Raw genomic sequence first — 19,836 nt, 5'->3', positions numbered from 1 at the left:
GGTCATCGCGTGGTGTCCTTCGGTGAGTTCCCTAGGCAGGTCTCACTGACATCGCGCGGTGACCGTTCAACTTGATCGCTACGCCGTCGTCAACGAAGACGACCGCGTTGATCACCGGGAGCGGCTCCGGGATCTACACCACTTCACGGGACGTGACTTTCGCAGTCGGGGCTCGCGGCTTCCTGCACTGGGGGTTCGACTACTGGTACAGCCAGTTGAGCGAAGACCTCGTGGATCCGTATCAGGACACCACCGCGGGTGGAGCTTTTCCTGCTGGCGACGCCTTCATCGTCTATCCGGGACCGAGCGGTGTGCCGTGGGAGTCCATCCGCCATCGGCAAGTGCGTCAGAGCGTGCAGGACCATCGAGCTCTGCAGCTGCTGCGCGACCTTGCCGGGCAACGCACAGGGGTGGACGTAGGCGACGCGGAGCGTGCTGCAGCGCCGGTAGGGGAAGAGCGGGCCGACCACGGCGACGGGCAGCGCCGCGGTGCCTTCGACGCGCACCGCGTCGACCCAGAGCAGCACCTGCTGTGGCGCTGGCGCTTGGACGAGGCGATCGATGCTATGGGTTCGAACGGGGTGATCTAGCACCCGACGGGGGGTTGTGGGAGCCACCGGCTACTTGCCGTGGCCACTGCACGTCAGTCGCAGCTCCTGTGGTGAGGCACTGACAGATCACGTGCAGGCTGGTGACTGTCCTCGACGTGCGTGGTGTTGGCGTAGTGCGCCTTGGATGCACAGGCTTGGAAGCGGCAGGCCGCGGGCCGGGGGGGCTCGCGACCTGCCGCGGTTCTGGGGTGGTTCAGGCCCGACCGGTCAAGCGGTCGAGATGGGGTCGGAGACGAAGGCGGGCGCCCGGCTCGACACCGTGGACGATCATGCCTGATCCATCTCATGGATCCAGACCGTCATGTCCGACTGGCCGCGGTTGGCCCAGGAGAAGTAGGGGACGGCACGCAGGTCCGCTGCCCGCGTCGCTGGGGGCTCGGTGCCATAGAGCGGCGCGGAGCGGTCAGCGGCCCCAGTCACGGCGCTGCCACCTGCGAGCAGTGCGACGGTCCCGCTCGTGGCGTCGTCCTGGACGTCGAGCACCGCGCCACGCGGCAGGGACAGCTGTGCGACGGCGTCCTGGTGGTCCACGCCCTCGAGGCAGAAGACGAGGGGACCGCGCTGCAGGGCCACACGGTGCGCAGTGTCGAAGACCGCCGGGTGCGCCCACACCCGCTGCGGGTCCATACCGAGGCGCAGCTGCACGACATCGCCCTCGGCCCATTCCCTCCGCACGCGGGCGTACCCGTCCGCCACGACCTCTGACAGCTCGAGCTCCCTCCCCGCCACGACCAGCTGCGCACCGGTGGCCCACGCAGGGATGCGCAGCGACAGCGTCACCGGTCCCGGCGCAGCCTCGGTGACGCGCAGCTCGGCGCTCCCGTCGACGGGGTGCTCAGAGCGCACCCGCAGCGCCAGGGGGCCGTCGGCGAGGTCGAAGCGCGCGGAGCCGCTGATGTAGAGGTTGACCACGGCCTCCTCCGCCCCCTGCGCATAGGCGTACAGCTCCAGCGAGCTGAGCAGGCGCGCCAAGTTCGGCGGGCAGCACGCCACCCCGAACCACTCATGCCGGTGCACCGAGCCGTCGCTGGCCAGCGGGTTGCCGTAGAAGTAGGACGTGCCGTCGGCCGAGGCCCCGGACAGGACGCCGTTGTACAGGGCGCGCTCCAGGACCTCCACGTAGGCGGCGTCCCGACGCGCGTTGGCCATCCGCTGCGCCCAGAACACCAGGCCGATGGCCGCGCAGGTCTCGGCGTAGCCGCGGGCGTCGGGCAGCTCGTAGTCGCCCCCGAAGCCCTCGATGTCGTGACGAGCGCCCACTCCCCCGGTGACGTAGAGCCGGCGCTGGGTCAGGGACTCCCAGACCCTGTCGCACGCCGCGGCCAGGGCCTCGTCCCCCGTCTCGACGGCGAGGTCGGTGACCGCCGCGTACAGGTACATCGCCCGCACGGAGTGGCCGACGGCGTCGCTCTGCTCGACCACGGGCAGGTGGGACTGATTGTACTCGCGCCAGAATTCCGCCTGACGCGGCCGCTGTGGGAAGACGCCCCCGAAGTAGCCGGTGTCACCGCGGCGCGCCTCCTCGGCCTCGTAGTAGAAGGGGCGCTGGCCGCGGGCCGTGACCATGCGCAGCGCGCAGTCCAGGTACCGGCGCTCCCCCGTGGCCCGGGCGAGCTTGACCAGGGCGAGCTCGATCTCCTCGTGGCCGTCGTACCCGCCCTCGCAGGAGCCGCCGGGGCCGAACTCGCGGTCGATGAGGTCGGCGTAGCGGGTCATCACGTCGAGCAGGGTCGTCTTGCCGGTGGCGGCGTGGTGGGCGACAGCCGCTTCGATCAGGTGGCCGGCGCAGTACAGCTCGTGGGCGTCGCGCAGGTCGGTGAAGCGCTGACCGGGCTTGACGACGGTGAAGTAGACGTTGAGGTAGCCGTCGGGCTGCTGGGCGCCGGCGAGCAGGGAGATCGCCTCGTCGACGGAGGCCTCCAGCTCGGGGTCGGCGGTCGTGGCCAGGCAGTAGCTGGCCGCCTCGATCCACTTGGCGACGTCGCTCTCCCAGAAGATGTGGGGCTCGTGGGGGTCCCCGGGCTGCCAGGTCAGCCGGAGCGCGTCGAACTGCTGGCCGGGCGCGCGCAGCTGGCGCTCCTGCTGGCGCAGCGTGCTGGTGCGGACCTGCTCGCGGCGGGGGGCCCAGAAGTCGTCAGTGATGGTCACCGACCGCTGGTCGAGGGGTGCCAGGGGCGCCCTGGTGGTCGCATGGGTGGGCGGGGGCGAGGTGGTGGTCACGGTTCGTGGTCCTTCGTGTCGGGAGGCCGCGGGCTGCCGATGGAGCGAGGGGTCGGATCAAGGGTCGGATAGGGGTCGGATCGAGGGGGGAAGTCGAGGGGTGGGACCGGGTCAGGCGCGCAGGGCAGCCGCGGCGAGGACCGGGGAGTCGTGCGCGGGCCCTGCGGGGAGCCGGCCGGCGCAGCGGGCCAGCAGGCCCAGCACCAGCGGCGACACCACGGGGAGGAGGACGCAGGCGGTCAGCGACGTCCACGCCGTGACCACGAGGAGCAGGGAGCGCAGTGGTGAGGCCGCAGCGGTCACCGCACTCGCCCGGACCCACGCCGTCGCCGAGCCCGGCGCCGCGTGAGCCTCGAGCGCGCCGCCTGGAGCAGCCGCCAGCTGGACCGTGGCGAGCGATCCGACGGCCCAGGCCGTCAGGAGCAGGAGGACACCCGCCGCCAGCACCCCGGTGCGCAGGGGGTCCAACGGCTCGCTGAGCGCCCACAGCACGTCCAGGACGGCGACGCCGGTGGCGAGCAGGACGACGGTGCTGATCGCGAGCCCACGGCGCAGCCGCGCCCGCAGCGCCTTCGCGTACCGGGCGAGCAGACCGCCTCCGGCGCCGTCGTCTGCCAGCACGGACGTCGCCGCAGCCACCGCCGGGGCCGTCGTCACCAGGAGCAGGCAGGTCACCAGGGTCATCACCCCGACGGCGACGGTGTCCGCCAGGTGGTCCAGGGCCCTCCAGAGGCGGCTGTCCCGGTCCACCGCCTCAGCCCTTCAGCCCGGACAGCGCGAGGTTCTCCATGATGGCCTTCTGGGCGAAGGCGAAGAGCACCATGATCGGCAGGATGACGAGCAGTGACGCCGCCATGAGGTAGCCCCACTGGCTGGAGTACAGCGACCGGAACGAGGCCAGGCCCAGGGACAGGGTGAACTTGTCGGGGTCGGACAGGTAGATGAGCGGGTTGAGCAGGTCGTTCCAGACGGCGATGGTGGTGAAGATCCCGACCAGGGTCATCGGTCCCTTGTTGAGTGGGAGCGCGATCCGCCAGTAGACCGTCCAGGGCGTGCCGCCGTCGACGTACATGGCGTTGTCGAGGTCGGCGGGCATCTGGGAGAAGAACTGCCGCAGCATGAAGACGTTGAAGGCCGCGCCTGCGGCGAACCACGGTGGTAGCGCCAGTGGCCAGTAGGTGTTGGTGAGCCCGAGCTCCTGCCACCCGATGAAGGTGGGGATGAGGGTGGCCGCGTACGGCAGCATCAGCCCGCTCATGAGGGCGGCGAAGGCGAGGTCGCGTCCTCGCCACGCCAGGCGCGAGAAGGCGAAGGCCGCGGCTGAGGAACTCAGCAGCGCTCCCGGCACGATCAGCACGACCAGCAGCAGGGTGTTGGCCGCGTAGCGGGCGAAGGGGGCTGCCGAGAGCGCGCCGGTGAAGTTGTCCCACTGGAACGGGGCGGGGATCCACTCCGGCGGGTAGCTGAAGATCTGGCTGGTGCCCATGAGCGAGCTGCGCACCAGCCACACGAAGGGCATCAGGCACAGGAAGGTCACCAGGGCCAGCAGCACGTAGACGACTGCGGTGAGCACCGGTCCGCGGCGTGCGCCTCGCGGCGCTCCGTCCGGCACACGGTTCCCCGCGGCGCCGCGGCCCGCAGGGGTGTCATCGGCATGCGCTCCGGTGGCCAGGGCGGTCGCGCCCGTGGACGTCGTCGGAGTGGACATCACTTGCTCCCCTCGGAGTAGACCCAGTAGCGGGAGGTGCGGAAGACGACGACGGTGATGGCCACGATGACGACGAAGAGGATCCAGGCCATGGCGGAGGCGTAGCCGAGCTGACCGTCGGTGAAGGCCTTGGTGTAGAGGTAGAAGACGTAGAACAGGGTCGCGTCGTTGGGCCCGCCGTTGGTGATGATGTAGGCGGAGTCGAAGTTCTGGACGGCGGCGATGAACCCGGTAATCAGGTTGAACAGGATGATCGGGCTGATGATCGGCAGGGTGATGTTCCAGGTCCGGCGGAGCGGACCGGCGCCGTCGACCTCGGCGGCCTCCATGAGCTCACGGGGCACTCCCTGCAGGGCCGCGAGAAAGATCAGGGCCATGTTGCCGAACCCCCAGATGGCGACCAGGGAGATTGAGGGCAGCGCGCTGGACTCCCCGTAGATCCACTGGGACGTCGGCAGGTGCAGCATTCGCAGCGCGGAGTTCAGCAGGCCCGCGGTGGGGTCGAAGAGCCACAGCCACAGCACGGCGCTGGCCACGGGCGGGACGAGCACCGGCAGGTAGAAGACCGTTCGGAAGAACCCCCGGCCGCGGCGCACCTGATGCATCAGGGTGGCCACCAGGAAGGCCACGATGACGGTTCCGGGGACCGCAAGCAGTGCGTAGAGGAACGTCGCCTTCAGAGAGGCGTAGAAGCGGGGGTCGGCGAAGATGGCCTCGTAGTTCTCGGTTCCGGCCCAGGTGGGGTTGGTGCCGATGGACCAGTTGGTCGAGCCGATGACCAGGGAGGCGATCATCGGGCCGACGGTGAAGACGGCGAAGCCCACCACCGCTGGGGCCGCGAGGAGGCGGCCCCAGCGGCTCTGGCTGCGGGCCAGCGCGCTGCGCGGGCGGACGCCGGCGCCCCGCCGTCCGTTCCGACTCCCGGGGTCTCGGCGATGCGGCGCCGCGGACCTCGAGGCGCCCGGTCCAGTCGAGCCGGTCTGCTCCTGGGTGGTCATGTTGCCCTCCTGGCCGTCGTGGGTGCTCGTCCGGTGCCAAGGCGTGAGCTGCGCATGGCGCCGTCCTGTCGGGCTCAGGCCGGGGCGCTGTCGGGGTAGGCGCCCTTGAGCTGGCCGTTGACCGTGGCAGCCAGGGTCTTGACGGCGTCGGTGACGTCACCGGGGGTGGTGACGATCGGGCCCATGGCGTTGGTGATCGTCGTGGCGACGGTGGTGAAGTCCTTGATGCGGTACGAGGGGTAGGCGACACCCGAGCCGATGGAGTCGATGACCGCGGTGCGGAAGCCCGCGGGGTGCGCCCCACCGGAGGTCCACTGCGAGATCTTGGCCTCGTCGGTGTAGTAGTCGGCCACCGCCGGCATCCACAGCCCGGCGGAGTACAGGTCGACCTTGGTGGGGTCGCTCAGGTCCGTCAGGAGCTGCAGGGCGAAGTCCTGGTGCTTGCTGGCCGCGAAGATGCTGGTCGCCCCGGACAGGGTGGTGGTGGCGTACTGCTGGTATTTGGGCAGGACGCCGGTGTCGTACTTCACGTCGGACTGGGAGAAGTCCAGGAGGCCCCAAGTGCCCTCGATCACCATCGCCACGCGCTTGCTGGCCAGGAGCAGCGAGGCGCTGGCGCCGAATGTGGTCGCCTGCGCGGGGGTGGGAGAGACCCGGTGCTCGTTGACCAGCTGGTTGATGTTCTGCAGCACCTCGATGGCCTCGGGGCTGTCGAGGTTGGTCTTGGTCCCGTCCTCGTTGAACATGTCCACGCCGTTGGACTGCAGCAGGGCGAAGAGCTGCGGGACCCCGGTCGGGGCCGCGAAGCCGTACCGCTGCACGTCGTTGGCATCGAAACCGGAGTCCGACGGCTTGCGCCCCTGGGAGTCCGCGGTCAGGGCGTCGGCGGCCTGGATCAGTTGGTTCCAGTCCCACGCGCCGTCCACGCTCGTCGGCACCGCGACCCCGGCCTGCGCGGCGGCCTCGGTGTCGTAGAAGAAGGTCATCGCCTCCTGGCAGGTCTGAGCGACCGCCCCGTCGGCGGAGTACCAGTGGATCGCACTGGGCAGGTAGTTGGCGAAGATGGCGTTGCCCGCGACGTTGACGAGCTTGCCCTGCTCCCCCAGACGCATGGACATCGACTCGGTCAGGTAGCCGGCGTCGGGCGGGGTGTTCGCTGCGAGCAGCGTGTTGATCTTCGTCTCGTAGTTGGTGGGGATGGACTGGGGCTTGGCATTCAGCCCGGCGCCCTGGGCGGCCGCGTCCAGCACTTTGGTGACGGCGTCCTTCTCGGCGCCGGTGCCCCAGAAGGTGAAGACGAAGTCGTTGGGGTCTGCGGAGCTGCCGGAGGAGCCGCAGCCGCTCAGCCCGAGGCTGACGCCTCCCAGGCCGAGCGCGCCGAGGGCGCTCATCCCGAGGAAGGAGCGCCGGCTGTGGCCGATAGGGGCCGCCGAGCCGGCGGGGATGGCGGGGTAACGACGTGCAGCCATGGGAACACTCCCTCGTGTCTGGGCCCAGCCGGAGGTCCCCACCCGAGGGCGTGGACCTCCGGCTCGCGCGTCAATGCGCAAGTCGAGATACGTTGCGAAACGCGTTTCGATGAACCGACACTAGAGCGGCGATATCGGTTTCGTCAAGATGTCTGCAGGCCCTAGACCTGCACGAAACACGTTGCGCCCAGGGCCCATCACCCACGTCCTTGACCTACCTTCGGGCCGGTAGCCTCACCCTGGCCGCAGGCATCGCCCCGTCTCCGGCCGGGCCGCTCTCGCAGCAGCCGCGCAGGAGCCGGTCCAGAGGGTCGAGGGGGAGCACTGGTGACGACATCGAGCACTCACACCCCTGGACGCGCGCCCACCCTGGCCGACGTGGCTCGCCGCGCCGGGGTGTCCAAGGCCACCGCCTCCAAGGCCCTGAACGGGCGCCCCGACGTCGGGCACGCGACCCGGGCCAAGGTGATGGCCATCGCCGAGGAGCTGAAGTTCACCCCCAACGAGGCCGCGCGCAGCCTGATGTCGGGGCGGACCCAGACGGTCGGTCTGCTGACCAACGACCTGGAAGGCCGCTTCGCCCTTCCCCTGATGATCGGCGCTGAGGACGCCCTCGGCGAAGCCGAGACCATGGCCCTGATGGCGAACAGCCGCGGACGCGCGGACCTGGAGACCGCCCACCTGCACGCGCTGCTGCGGCGCCGCGTGGACGGGATCGTCCTTGTCGGAGATGCCCCCGAAGCCCGTGAGCCGCTCGGGGAGGAGCTGGCGGTGCCCGCGGTCTACGCCTACGCCCCCTCCAGGCGCGAAGGTGACATCAGCGTGCTGGTCGACCACCGCGCCGACGGACACCTGGCCGCAGAGCACCTCATCTCCCAGGGTCGGGGCCGCATCGCCCACATCGCCGGTCCCTTCACCGCCGGTGAGAACGGCAACACCGCAGCCCAGCTGCGAGCTGCCGGCACTCTCGACGCGCTGAGCGCTCACGGCCTGGAGCTGATCGGAGGCCCTCCGCGCAGCGGGGACTGGACGGAGCAGTGGGGGTGGCAGGAGGCCGAGCGCCTGCTCGACTCCCATGACGTCGACGGCTTCGTCTGCGGCAACGACCAGATCGCCCGCGGCACGGTCGACCTGCTCATCAGCCGGGGCGTGCCCGTGCCAGAGGACGTGGCGGTGATCGGCTTCGACAACTGGCAGCAGATCGCCGCCCACAACCGGCTGCCGCAGAGCACCGTGGAGATGAACCTCTACGAGGTTGGGCGGATGGCTGCTCGGGCGGTGTTGCAGCCCGGCTTCCTGGACCCTGGTCACCATCTGGTCACCGGCAAGCTCATCGTGCGCCGCTCCAGCAGCGCAGACGCCTGACGCAGACGCCTGACGCAGGCGCCGAGGGGCACGCCCCGAGCCGCCGACTGCGGATGGGAGCGGGGCCGGCGGCTGGACCCATCGATGGGTCGAGCCGCCGGCCCCGCTCCCCGTGGTCACGCGGTGTGCATCGACCACTCAGAGGCCCCGAGGGCGGAGTAAGCGCCCCCTGTGGAGCGGCTTGCACTCAGCACGACTCGGACCGAGGTCGTCGAGACGGCGGTGAAGGAGACAGCGCTAGCCCTACCACTGGGGTTGACCGGGTAGGTGGTACCGGTCGCAAGCTGCACCGGACGCCACGTACCCGCGCTGTCGCGGTACTCCAGGCGCCACTCCTGCGGCAGGGCAACCCCGTCGCCGCTACCCTGTGCCGCGTCGCTCCAGAAGGTCAGCCTTGACGATGTCAGGGTCACCGCCTGGGCCCAGGTGTAGGTGAGGGTCTCGCTGGCCGGCCTCCCTGTGGGGCGGTAGCTGCCCCACAGCCGTACCTGCTCATCGATACCGGCGGCCAGCACGGAACCGTCGTTGAGCGCTGCGCTCCTGTTCCAGGCGGCGGTGAAGGACGTCTGCACGGAGGCAGACCCGCTGACGTCACGTCCAAGCCCCGAGCCCGTACGGGCCAGAGTGATCGTGGCTCCGGCCGCGACGTCGCGCAGGGCGACCGAGACGGGTCGACCGGCGCTGGTGAGCTGGGCGACCACAGCCCCCGTGCCGACCGTGACGTCGTACACACCGGCCGCCAGGCCCTTGACGGACAGCACCGGGGAGCTGGTCCCGCCGCGAGGCCCGCTGACCATCAGCGTCAGCCGGTCAGCGCCAGTAGAGAGCTGGGCGCGGGAGTACTTGGCTCGCGACAGAGACACCAGCACCCCCGACGGCGCCACGAAGAGTCGCTGGCGCACCCCGTCGCTGGGCACCACGGTGTAGGTGCCGCTGGCCAGGCTCACCTCGCCGCCGTAGGCGTACAGGCCTACCACCGGGTCGTTCACGACCGCGACGGCCGCGGTGCGGACCCCACCCCAGAATCCGAGGTCGCACTCCCCAGACCAAGCCCACCACCCGTCCAGGTTGGGGATGTGGTCGTAGTTGCTGGGGCCCTTCTCGCTCTGGAACTGCCAGGAGGCAGCGCCGTAGTTGGCGCTGGCGGCCTCGATCTGCCCGGAGTTGATGTTCGCCCAGCCAGCGAAGTAGGCGCCGTAGGTGGAGCGGACGGCGTCGGCGTAGTCGGCGTCTGTGGGTGTGGCGTAGGTGGTCAGGTACTCCTGCTGCTGCCAGGCACCCAGGTGGGTCTCGTAGCCCAGGTTCCACCAGGACTCGCCCATGTGGCGGTTGTCCGAGCCGTAGAAGTACCACAGGGGCTGCAGGCCACGGCAGGCCAGCGAGGCGTTCTGGACCTTGGTGGCCAGAGCGCTGTTGCCGTACATCGAGGCCAGGGTGTAGTTGGTCTCGAACCCTGTGGTGTCGATGCTGGCTTCGGAGGCGAAGGGGTACTTCTGGGCGAAGAGCGCGTCGCGCTTGCGGTCCAGGTACCCCTGCAGGGCGCTGGCCTCGCCGGTGAGCCCTTCGTAGCGCAAGGCCGCCAGGATCTCGGGGTAGGTCCCCTCGCCCATCAGGCCCAGGTCGTGCGCGGCGTCCCCGATGGGTGTCGGCAGCGGGATCTTGGTGTACATCGCCTCCAGGGTCCGAAAGCACATCGTCAGGTACTCGCGTGCGGAGAAGGCGGTGCGCTGGCCGGGCCAGGCAGTAGCCACCTCGTACATGTGGAAGTAGGTGTTGGCGATGTGGGTGTAGTTGTAGGCCCGCCACACACCCTGGTCGTTCGGGCTGCCGTCGCGTCCATCGAACCAGCGGTACACCTGCCAGGTGCGGGCACCGTTCTCGGTGCGGCTCTGCAGGTACCCGAGGATGAAGCGCTGCAGGAAGTAGTCCACCGAGGCGATCTCGCTGCCCACCGGGTCATCGACGTTCTTGCGAGCCAGGAATGCAGCGGGCCCCAGGCCCAGGTCGTCCGAGCCGCCGGCCATCCACTCCTTCCACCCGCCACCGGGGTAGTCGTCCCAGGTGATGAGCTTCTGACGGGCCATGTCCCACTGCAGGTAGGCACCGTCGTAGCCACGGGTGGTCTTGGCCTGCTGCTTGGTGGTCAGGAAGGTGGTGCGGGCGTTGATGACCTTGTCGATGGGCTCGGTGGCCCAGTACTGCAGCACCGAGGTGCGTCCCTGCCCGTAGGCGATGGTGACGCTGTTGGCCCCGAGCGAGGCGAAGGTGAGCTGGTACAGGGAGTAGCCGTTGCGGGTGCCCTGGGAGGTGACGGTGATGTTCTTGCCGCTCTGGCCGGTGATGCTGGTGATGCCGCCTGCGGCGCGCACCGCCAGGGTCACCTTGGAGGCGGTGGGCACGACCATGCCGGGCAGGCTGATGACGTCGGGGACGCCGGCGGCGAACAGCACGTCGCGCAGGCCCTGGTAACTGCCGGCCCAGGCGAAGGTGAAGCCGTAGGTCTTGGACTCCCCCGGTGCCAGGGTCAGGGAGGTGGCGGGCAGGTACTGGGCTGCCTGAGCCTTGCGGGCGACGACGGCGTTGGCGGAGTGCACGTAGTACTCCACCAGGCCCTCCCACGCGGGGTCGTTCTCTGCGAAGGGTCCTTCGTTGTAGCGGGCCTTGTTCTTGAACTCCAAGGAGGTCCCGGCCTGTGGGGTCATCACCAGGTAGGGCGCTTCACCGTTGGGGCGCTGCCAGTAGAGGTAGGACCCGTCCTTTGCCACGAAGGAGTGCCGGCCGACGTTCTGCTCGTAGATGGCGCTCTGGTCCTTGGCCCACCAGCTGTTCATGGGCAGGGGGAAGCCTACGTCCAGGACCTCCAGCTGGGCACCGGAGGTGTTGGTGAGGGTGAAGGTCCAGCTGAGCTGGTCACCGCTGGTGCCGGCGAGCTTGTAGACCTGGGTCAGGCGGAAGTCGCGGATGCCTGCTGCGTTGGCGGCGCTACCGGCGTAGGTGACGGTGACGCTGGAGGGGTCGGAGGTGACGGTGCGGATGTCATCGGACAGGCCCGTCACCGCAGGGCGCGGGGAGGCCTCTCCGGCCTTGCGGACGCTGAAGACCATGTCCCCGAGCCAGCGGGAGTCGTTGACGTTGAAGTTGGGGCGGTTGGTGGGGTTCAGGACGAAGTTCGTGCGGTAGGCGTCCTGGAATTGGTGAGGCGGTACACCCCGCCGGTGACGTCGTCGATGGCGACGTCGAAGGTGCCCGAGGTCAGGGGGCGCGCCGCGGCGCGCGCTGCGGGGGCTGTGGCGACCTGGGCCGCCTGCATAGCCAGCGCCGAGGTGGCGGTCATGGCCAGGACCCCGGCCAGGACGGTGCGGCGCGAGGGGGCCGCCGAGATCGAGGTGGGGCTGGTGGGAGCGAGCGGGGAACTGTCGTGGGTCGTCATCGACCGGCTCCTGGTGGTGGTGGTGCGGTGCCGGTCATCGCAGGGGCGCGAGCCGACGTGGTGAGCCGTCCATGGCATCGGTGCGCAGCCGAACTGACACACCATGTCCTGCTTCAACAAGTGCTGTGGGTGCTGCTCGTGGCGCCCGGCTGCAACCAGGCGCCACGAGCAGCGGGGAGGACGCTGCGGAAGGGCTCAGCGCTCGGCGTCACCGAGCCACACGCGCATCTCTCCGGCTCCGCGGTTGGCCCAGGCGTAGTAGGGGACGAGCGTCAGGTCCGCGGGGATGCGGTGGGGCGGCTGGTCGCTGTACAGACCGGACCCCTCGCGCACGACGCGCTCCCCGCGCAGCTGCAGCGATATGACACCGGGCAGCCCTGGCACCTCGACCAGGTCGGGCTCGCTGCGCCGGCCCAGGCGCAGGTCGACCAGGGGTGCGGGGTTGTCGGCCTCCTCGGCGGCGTAGACGAACGGCCCGCGCGTCACGGCGACGTGACCGGCTTCGGTGGTCACGCGGGGGTCGGCCCACAGGCGGCGCACGCGCACGTCCAGCTCTACCGCGAGCTCGTCGTCGACCTGCCAGGTGCGGGTGACCGAGAGGTAGCCGTCAGCGCCCACCAGACCGTCGTCGAGCGGCTCGCCGTTCAGGCTGAGGCGAGCTCCGGCTGTCCAGCCGGGAATGCGCAGCGACAGGGTGAAGGGTGCCGTCCCGGCCTCCTCTATGCGGACCGCGGTCCGCCCGCCCCAGGGGGCGTCGGTGGTGATGCGCACGCCGGCCCAGCCGCCGGAGGTCTCGAAGCGGGCGGTGCCCCCCAGCGCCAGGTGGATCACCAGCTCGTCCTGTCCCTGCGCGTAGGCGTAGGAGGTCAGCGAGGTCAGTAGCCGGGCGATGTTCGGGGGGCAGCAGGCGACGTGGAACCACTCGTGGCGCTCGATGCCGCCGCGGCTGGCCAGGACGTTGTCGTAGAAGAAGTGCTCACCGTCGGCCGACAGGCCCGCCAGCACCGCGTTGTGCAGGGCCAGCTCCATCGCGTCGCCGTAGCGGCGGTGGCGGTCGATGCCGAGCATGCGCTGGGCCCACATCATCAGTCCGATACCGGCGCAGGTCTCGGCGTAGGCGGTCTCGGTGGGCAGGTCGTGGTCGCGGGTGAAGCCCTCGTTGATCACGGTGCTGCCGATGCCGCCGGTGACGTACGTGCGCGCAGACAGCAGGTGGTCCCACAGGCGGCGGCAGGCCTCCAGCAGGGAGGCGTCGTCGGTGTCGCGGGCGAGGTCGGCCATGGCGGAGTACAGGTACATCGCGCGCACCGAGTGCCCCACGGCCTCGTGCTGCTCGCGCACGGGGGCATGGGCCTGCCAGTACTGCCGGGTGCGGCCGGGGTGGTTCTCGCCGGCGAAGTGGTCCCCGAACCAGCCGGTGGTGCCGCGCCGATCGGCCTCGAGGTCGAAGAAGAACGGCTCCTGGCCGCGCTCCTCAACGAAGTAGCTGGCCAGCTCCAGGTGGCGACGGTCGCCGGTGGCGGCGGCGAGCTTGACCAGGGCCAGCTCGACCTCCTCGTGGCCGTCGTAGCCGCGCAGCTGGCCTGGGCCGCGCCCGAAGACGGCGCCGATGTGGTCGGCCAGGCGCACGACGACGTCGAGCAGGGTGGTCTTGCCGGTGGCCCGGTGGTGGGCGACGCCGGCCTCGATGAGGTGGCCGGCGCAGTAGAGCTCGTGGGCGTCACGCAGGTCGGTGAACCGCTGCTCGGGGGCGACGTTGGTGAAGTGGGTGTTCAGGTAGCCGTCGGGCTGCTGCGCGGCGGCCAGCAGGGCGACCACCTCCTCGACGTCGGCCTCCAGGACCGGGTCGGGGTGCGTGGCCAGGCTGTAGCTGGCGGCCTCGATCCACTTGGCGACGTCGCTGTCCCAGAAGACGTGCGGGACGCCGTCCTCAGGGCGGGGGGTGCCCGCCAGGGCGCGCAGGTGACCGACGCGCTCGAGCTGGGCGCGCTGGAAGGGGATGGTCCGGGTGCGGACGACCTCGATGCGGGGGGCCCAGAAGCCGTCGGCGACGGTGGCCTGGGGAAGCGGCAGCGGCACACTCGCCGGTGCGGAGCTCATCCCGTCTGCGGTGGTGGTGGCCAGGTCGTGGTGCGGGCTGTCTGGGGCCGCGGCGTTGCTCGCGGACGCGGTAGCGGCGGGCAGTGTGGAGGTCATCGCTGGCTCCTGGGGCTTGAAGGTGCAGGGATCGGCGGCGTCATCGACGCCGAACGGGTCGAGGGGGTCAGCCCTTGAGGGCTCCAGAGAGGAACCCGGCCACGTAGTGGCGCTGGAGCAGCAGGAAGATCAGGACGCAGGGCAGGGCGAGGACGACGACACCGGCCTCGGTGGCGCCGTAGTCGACGACGCCCATCACCTGGCTGCGCAGGCTGGCCACAGCCAGCGGCAGGGGCTGCTTGTCGGTGTCGCTGATGAGCACCAGCGGGGTGATGAAGTCGTTCCACGCCGCGAGGAAGGCGAACATCCCCACCGTGATCAGGCCCGGCTTGACCGCGGGGAGCAGGACGCGGCGCAGCGCACCGAAGGTGGTGCACCCGTCGACCATGGCCGACTCCACCAGCTCGCGCGGCACCGCCTCGAAGGAGATGCGCATCATGAAGGTGGCGAAGGGCAGCTGGAACATGGTCATCACCAGGGCCACGCCGAACAGGCTGTTCTGCAGGCCCAGCTGGTTGAGCAGCACGTACAGCGGCAGCAGCAGCGTGGCGTAGGGGACCATCAGGATGGCCAGGACCGTCAGGAACAGCGCGTTCTTGCCGGGGAAGGTGAACCACGCGAAGGCGTACCCGCCCAGGGTGGAGACCACCAGGGTGAACAGGACGGTCAGCACCGAGACGTAGGTGGAGTTCCACAGGAACGACAAGATCCCGGCCTGGTAGCTCGCCAGGGTCTGGTAGTTGCCGAAGCCCCAGCCGTCGACCTGGGCGGTACCGCCCTGGGGGCTGACCGAGGCGACACCGGCCCACAGCAGCGGCGCCAGGAAGAGCAGGGCCAGCGCCCCGGTGAGCACGTAGCGCGGCATCGCTGCGACGGCGCTGCGTCCGGCGCTGCGGCCGCGGGCAGGACCGTCTCCGTGCAGGACCGCCTCGGCGGTCCGGACGTCCGGTCGGGCGCCCGTGGGCGTGGTAGTGGTGGGGCTGGTCATGGTCAGTCCTCCTTGCCGCGGAGCCCGCGGAACTGCACGACGTTGATAACCAGCAGCGCGGCGAGCACCACGATCGAGAGGGCGGCGGCGCGTCCGAGGTCGTTCTGGCCGCCGAAGGCGGTGTTGTAGACCAGCTGGACGAGGGTGACCGTGGAGTTGTCGGGGCCGCCCTTGGTGAGGATGTAGAACTGGTCGAAGGCCAGCAGCGACCCGGTGACGCACAGGATCGTGCACAGGGCCAGCGACGACTTCAGCAGCGGCACGGTGATCTGCCAGAAGATCTGCCAGCGACGGGCGCCGTCCATGCGGGCGGCCTCGTAGACCTCACCGGGGATGCCCTGCAGGCCCACGAGCAGCAGCAGCATGTAGAAGCCCGCGAAGCGCCAGACGATGAGCACCACCGTGGAGATCAGCGCCGAGGTGGGCGTGCCCAGGAACGAGATGGTCCCGACGTCGAAGCCCAGCAGGCGCAGCAGCCCGGGGATCGGTGAGGCCTGCGGGGAGTACAGGGCGTAGAAGAGCAGGGAGGCCGAGGCCAGGCCGAGGGCGCTGGGGAGCAGGAAGGAGGTCCGCAGCACCGAGGTCCAGCGGCTGGACTCCTGGACCAGCATCGCCAGGCCCAGGGCCAGTGCGATGAGGATCACCGTGGTGACGACGGTGTAGGTGAGGGTGAAGCGCACCGCGGGCCAGAACAGCCGGTCGTCGAGGGCGTCGGTGAAGTTGGTGGGGAAGTTCAGGCCGCGGTCGCCGGCGAACAGGCTCCAGTCCGAGACCGACATGCGGAAGACCAGCAGGGTCGGGAGGACGAAGAAGACGGCGACGAAGGCGGCGGTGGGGGCGGCGTAGGCCCACCCGATGAGGTGGTCGCGGTTTCGACGCCTTCGCTGCGTTGGCGACGCGGTCCCGGGCTGTGCCTCCGGGGGCGCCGGGGTGCTGGTGGCCACGGGGGTCTCCCTCTTGTGGGTCGAGGTTGGCTACGGATGTACGGGGCGTGCGGTGCAGTGGAAGCCTGGGGCGGGCGCGGCGCTGGAGGTGCGCCCGCCCCAGGAGTGGGGGCCCGAGCCCGGAGTCAGCTGCGGCGCGGGCTAAACCGCTCACTGGCTCTGGGCTAGGAGGCCTCGGGGCCTCCTAGGCCGGTGCGCGCGGGCAACGCGCGCACCGGCCTCGGGGGCGTGGGTCAGCCGGCGAGGGCTGCGGTGATCGCGTCGTTGTCCGTCTCGAGCTTGGCGGCGTCCGGGGTGCCGTAGACCTGGTCGCGGATGAGCGTCAGCCAGGGGCTGCCCGCGGCGTTGAACGCGGTCTGGAAGTTCGGCGCGTACGGCGTCTTGCTGTCAGCCGCCGAGGCGATCTCGTTGATGGTCGCCAGGCGCGGGTCAGCCTGGCTGTACTGGTTGTCGGCCAGGTCCGAGCGGGAGGGCGTGGTGCCGTTGGCGGCCAGGACGTCGACCTGGGCCTCGTCGGACATCAGCCAGGACAGGAAGTTCCAGGCCTGGTCGGACTGGGTGGAGTCCTTGGAGATGCCGATGCCGTCGCCGCCGATGAAGGTCGAGCCGCCGCCGTCGACACCGGGGATGGGGGCGACGCCGACGTCGACGGTCTTGGAGACGGTGGAGAGCAGGGTGGCCGGGTAGGGCATGACGCCGACCTGGCCGTTCTGGAAGCCGGCGGTCCAGGTGGCGCCGGTCTCGTCCTGGGCGCCGGGTGCGATGGCGCCGGCGGTGTTGAGCTCGTTCCAGGTGGCGTAGACCTGCTGGGCGGTGTCGCTGTTCAGCAGCGACTCGGTGCCGTCCTCGTTCATGACGTCCTCGCCGCTGGCCCAGACCATCGGGAACCAGGTGAAGACGTTGCAGCCGCCGCAGTTGCCGCCGAAGTAGGTGCCGTAGGTGTCGGCCTTGTTCAGCCCCTGCACGGCGAGGGCCTGCTCCTTGAACTCCTCGACGGTCGTGGGGCCCTTCTCGGGGTCCAGGCCCGCCTCGCGGTAGAGGTCCTTGTTCCACATCATCACGGAGAGGTCGAGCACGAACGGGAGCACGTACTCGGCGTCCTCGTAGGTGCCGGCGCTCAGGTGGCCCTGGTTGATGGTGTCGGCCTCGGGCAGGGCGTCGATGTTGGTGGTGATGTCCTTGAACAGGCCCTGGGAGGTCCAGTTCGGGGTGTAGACGATGTCGGCGGCGAACAGGTCGGGCAGGCCACCGCTTCCAGCGGCGGCGCCGACCTTGGTGACGTAGTCGTCGTTGGGGACGACGGTCAGCTCGACCTGGTTCTCGTGGCTGGAGTTGTAGGCCTCCACCAGGGCCTTGGCCTGCAGCTCTAGGGGAGCCCGGGTCCACAGCGTCAGGGTCGCGCCGTCGTCGGTGCCCTCGGGGCTGGTGACGGTGGCCGACTGCGACGCGCTGGCGCCCCCTCCACCACCGCAGGCGGCCAGTCCGAGCACCAGGCCAGTGGCCGCCACCGCGGCCAGGGTGCCGCGCAGTCGTCCGGTCCAGTTGTAGCTCATGGGCTCCTCCTCGAGCGCTCATGCCAACCGAGTTGCGACCTTTGCAACTCGAAACATGGTTTCGGAGCGTTTCGCAATGTTGATCAAACATGTAGCCTGCTCAGCATGCCTCACGCTGTCACCAACCCCGAGTGGGGCGAGCGGTCCGTAACCGATTTCGGAATCCTGGGGGGCAGCGCAAGGGATGTCAAGCACCTCCGTCACGGCGGGGGTACCAAGATGAGCGTCATGACCGAGGTGTTCGCGCCGACCAGCGCTGGTCGCACGGCGACGCTGCGCGACGTCGCCCGCCTGGCAGGGGTCTCCACCGCCACCGCCTCCAAAGCGATCAACGGCCGTCCAGATGTCAAGGCCGCAACCCGGGAGCGGGTGCTGGAGGCGGCTCGCCAACTCGCCTTCTCCCCCAACGCGGTCGCGCGCAGCCTGTCCGCCGGGCGCACCGGGACCGTCGGCCTGCTCACCTCCGACTTGGAGGGACGGTTCTCGCTACCCGTGCTCATGGGCGCCGAGGACGCGCTGGGGGTCCACGAGACCTCGGTCTTCCTCTGTGACGCTCGAGGTGACGCGATCCGCGAGCAGCACCACATCCGCGCGCTGCTCTCGCGCCAGGTCGACGGGCTGATCGTGGTGGGGGCCCGACCCGACTCCCGGCCGTCCCTGGGCCAGCACCTGCCGGTGCCGGTCGTGTACGCCTACTCCCCCTCGGAGGACCCGCAGGACCTGTCGCTCGTAGTCGACAACGAAGCCGGTGGCCGCCTCGCGGTAGACCACCTGATCACCTCCGGCCGCACCCGGATCGCGCACATCACCGGCGACCCCGGCTATGGCGCCTCCCACGACCGGGTGCGCGGCGCCCGGGAGCGGCTGGCGGAGGCGGGTCTGGGGCTGGCCGGCGACCAGGTGTGGTTCGGCAGCTGGACCGAGGGCTGGGGCCGGGGCGCGACGCGGATGCTGCTCGAGCGCAACCCCGGCGTCGACGCCATCTTCGCCGGGTCCGACCAGATCGCGCGCGGCGTGCTCGACGTGCTCCACGAGAAGGGCCTGCGCGTGCCGGAGGACGTGGCGGTCATCGGCTTCGACAACTGGGAGGCGATGGCCGGCGAGTCGCGACCAGCGCTCACGACGGTCGACATGCAGCTGGAGGTGCTGGGCCGGCGTGCGGCCGAGCACCTCTCCGCGGCAATCGCCGGGCGGAGCCGGAAGGGGACGGTCGAGCTGCCGTGCCGCCTGGTGCAGCGCTCCTCCACCGCTCCGGTGTTGTGAGATCACCTTTCTTCGCGACGTGCGAGGTAGGCGCGCTGTCAGCGACCGGCCCTGACCGGTCCGCGGTCAGTCGGTCCGGACCATGCACCAAGCGGCGTCGAAGTTGCAGCCCTCGAGGTCGCTCTGCCGCATCCACACCTGCAGGTTCCCCAGGTCACCGAACCACCCCGACAGGTGGGTGTAGCTCTCGACGCCCAGCAGTAGCCGGTGCCGGTCCCCGTCTGCCAGCGGCAGCACCACCGACAGCACCTCCTCAGCGGTACGGCTGGCGTGCTGGGCGTGACCGTAGGCGTGGGTGGTGTTGTAAGGCGCACCCCGGTAAGGGATCTGGCGCTGCACCATCCAGGCGCGGCCGTACCCCTCGCGCAGGTCCTGCGCCGCATCGAAGACCCCCGCCGTGGCTTGGGCGAAGTCGAAGACCGCAGGCAGGTTCCACGGGGGCAGGAAGGTGCCCGCCTGGCACACCGCAGCAGAGGGGTAGCCATCCAGGGCACTCGTATCGGGGCCCTGGATGAGCAGGGAGCGGTCCGGCGCGGCAGTCCAGCGCACCAGCCACGCCCCAGCGGCTGCATCATCAGCTTCCTGGCCGAAGGTGCGCAGGTCGTGGAAGACCTCCAGCGCGCCAGCGGTGGGCAGGCCCTCGTCGTGCAGGGGCCACCCGGCCTTGACCTTCGCCTCTGAGACGCCGTGGAGGTCTTCCAGGCAGATGGTGATGACGTGCGCCAAGGGCAGGCCACTGGCCGCCTGAGGCCAAGTCTCCAGCGGTGCCACGGCTGGGCCCCCGAGCCAGGAGACCCTTCCCCCGCTGGTCCACAGGTTGCGCACCTCCTCGACGCCGGCGGGGAAGGACTGGTCACTGAAGGTGGGGGCGTAGGCGACGCTGCTCGTCAGGGAAGCCGCAGCAGAGCCGTTGGCCTTCAGCCAGCGGTCCACCTCGCTGTAGGTGGCGTTGATGGGGGCCAGGTCTGGGTCACGTCCCCTGTAGTGGTGTAGATCGTTCTCACCGTGCGGGGTCAGCTGGTGGGGATCATGCCGTCGTCGCGGCCCCGGTGTCGATGCTGATGCCGCCGTCCGTGACAGCACCGGGGACA

The 19,836-nt window shown here is 70.1% G+C and carries 15 protein-coding genes; 3 read left to right on the top strand and 12 right to left on the bottom strand.

The annotated features are described in order from the left end of the window. The first annotated feature begins 71 nt into the window (after positions 1-71). Positions 72-590 carry a DUF4091 domain-containing protein gene (locus FMM08_RS22515; protein WP_147928598.1) on the top strand — a complete coding sequence of 173 codons (519 nt, stop codon included), beginning with the start codon at positions 72-74 and terminating at the stop codon, positions 588-590. Between the two features lie 288 nt (positions 591-878). Here FMM08_RS22515 and FMM08_RS22510 read toward each other — a convergent pair whose 3' ends face one another. The 5 genes from FMM08_RS22510 to FMM08_RS22490 form a co-directional block, all read right to left on the bottom strand. After that, positions 879-2,759, bottom strand: a complete 1,881-nt coding sequence (locus FMM08_RS22510; protein WP_222711103.1) for a glycoside hydrolase family 127 protein — start codon at positions 2,757-2,759, stop codon at positions 879-881. A gap of 183 nt (positions 2,760-2,942) precedes the next feature. Continuing rightward, on the bottom strand, positions 2,943-3,581 hold the full coding sequence (locus FMM08_RS22505) for a hypothetical protein (protein ID WP_147928597.1): 639 nt from the start codon (positions 3,579-3,581) through the stop codon (positions 2,943-2,945). Positions 3,582-3,585: 4 nt separating this feature from the next. Continuing rightward, positions 3,586-4,404, bottom strand: a complete 819-nt coding sequence (locus FMM08_RS22500; protein WP_222711102.1) for a carbohydrate ABC transporter permease — start codon at positions 4,402-4,404, stop codon at positions 3,586-3,588. Between the two features lie 134 nt (positions 4,405-4,538). Next, positions 4,539-5,537: a carbohydrate ABC transporter permease gene (locus tag FMM08_RS22495; protein WP_147928595.1), complete on the bottom strand. Its 999-nt coding sequence runs from the start codon at positions 5,535-5,537 to the stop codon at positions 4,539-4,541. 74 nt (positions 5,538-5,611) lie between these two features. Continuing rightward, entirely contained in the window at positions 5,612-7,006 is a 1,395-nt protein-coding gene (locus FMM08_RS22490) for an extracellular solute-binding protein (protein ID WP_147928594.1), read from the bottom strand. Positions 7,007-7,384: 378 nt separating this feature from the next. Between FMM08_RS22490 and FMM08_RS22485 the strand changes: the two genes are divergently transcribed. Beyond that, positions 7,385-8,371, top strand: coding sequence for a LacI family DNA-binding transcriptional regulator (locus tag FMM08_RS22485; RefSeq protein ID WP_147928593.1), 987 nt, complete (start codon positions 7,385-7,387; stop codon positions 8,369-8,371). 116 nt (positions 8,372-8,487) lie between these two features. On the opposite strand, the gene FMM08_RS22480 is transcribed toward FMM08_RS22485, so the two are convergent. The 6 genes from FMM08_RS22480 to FMM08_RS22455 form a co-directional block, all read right to left on the bottom strand. Continuing rightward, the gene (locus tag FMM08_RS22480; protein ID WP_255472705.1) at positions 8,488-11,532 is read right to left on the bottom strand and encodes a DUF5695 domain-containing protein; all 3,045 of its coding nucleotides are present in this window, start codon (positions 11,530-11,532) and stop codon (positions 8,488-8,490) included. Further along, positions 11,529-11,801 carry a hypothetical protein gene (locus FMM08_RS23500; protein WP_222711101.1) on the bottom strand — a complete coding sequence of 91 codons (273 nt, stop codon included), beginning with the start codon at positions 11,799-11,801 and terminating at the stop codon, positions 11,529-11,531. The genes FMM08_RS22480 and FMM08_RS23500 overlap by 4 nt, the downstream gene beginning before the upstream one ends. A gap of 195 nt (positions 11,802-11,996) precedes the next feature. Beyond that, positions 11,997-13,997, bottom strand: coding sequence for a glycoside hydrolase family 127 protein (locus tag FMM08_RS22470; RefSeq protein ID WP_147928590.1), 2,001 nt, complete (start codon positions 13,995-13,997; stop codon positions 11,997-11,999). A 67-nt stretch (positions 13,998-14,064) separates the two neighbouring features. Further along, entirely contained in the window at positions 14,065-14,862 is a 798-nt protein-coding gene (locus FMM08_RS22465) for a carbohydrate ABC transporter permease (RefSeq protein WP_147928601.1), read from the bottom strand. A gap of 125 nt (positions 14,863-14,987) precedes the next feature. Then, positions 14,988-15,929 (bottom strand): carbohydrate ABC transporter permease, encoded by a 942-nt coding sequence (locus FMM08_RS22460; protein ID WP_222711099.1) that lies wholly within the window; start codon positions 15,927-15,929, stop codon positions 14,988-14,990. Between the two features lie 233 nt (positions 15,930-16,162). Beyond that, positions 16,163-17,482: an ABC transporter substrate-binding protein gene (locus FMM08_RS22455; RefSeq protein WP_147928589.1), complete on the bottom strand. Its 1,320-nt coding sequence runs from the start codon at positions 17,480-17,482 to the stop codon at positions 16,163-16,165. Positions 17,483-17,710: 228 nt separating this feature from the next. On the opposite strand from FMM08_RS22455, the gene FMM08_RS22450 reads away from it, so the two are divergent. Beyond that, positions 17,711-18,745, top strand: coding sequence for a LacI family DNA-binding transcriptional regulator (locus FMM08_RS22450; protein ID WP_147928599.1), 1,035 nt, complete (start codon positions 17,711-17,713; stop codon positions 18,743-18,745). A 66-nt stretch (positions 18,746-18,811) separates the two neighbouring features. On the opposite strand, the gene FMM08_RS22445 is transcribed toward FMM08_RS22450, so the two are convergent. After that, positions 18,812-19,678 carry a DUF1963 domain-containing protein gene (locus tag FMM08_RS22445; RefSeq protein ID WP_187279944.1) on the bottom strand — a complete coding sequence of 289 codons (867 nt, stop codon included), beginning with the start codon at positions 19,676-19,678 and terminating at the stop codon, positions 18,812-18,814. Between the last annotated feature and the right edge of the window lie 158 nt (positions 19,679-19,836).

The sequence above is a fragment of the Quadrisphaera setariae genome (assembly GCF_008041935.1).
GTDB lineage: Bacteria > Actinomycetota > Actinomycetes > Actinomycetales > Quadrisphaeraceae > Quadrisphaera > Quadrisphaera setariae.
This window is presented reverse-complemented; position numbering and strand designations above follow the sequence as displayed.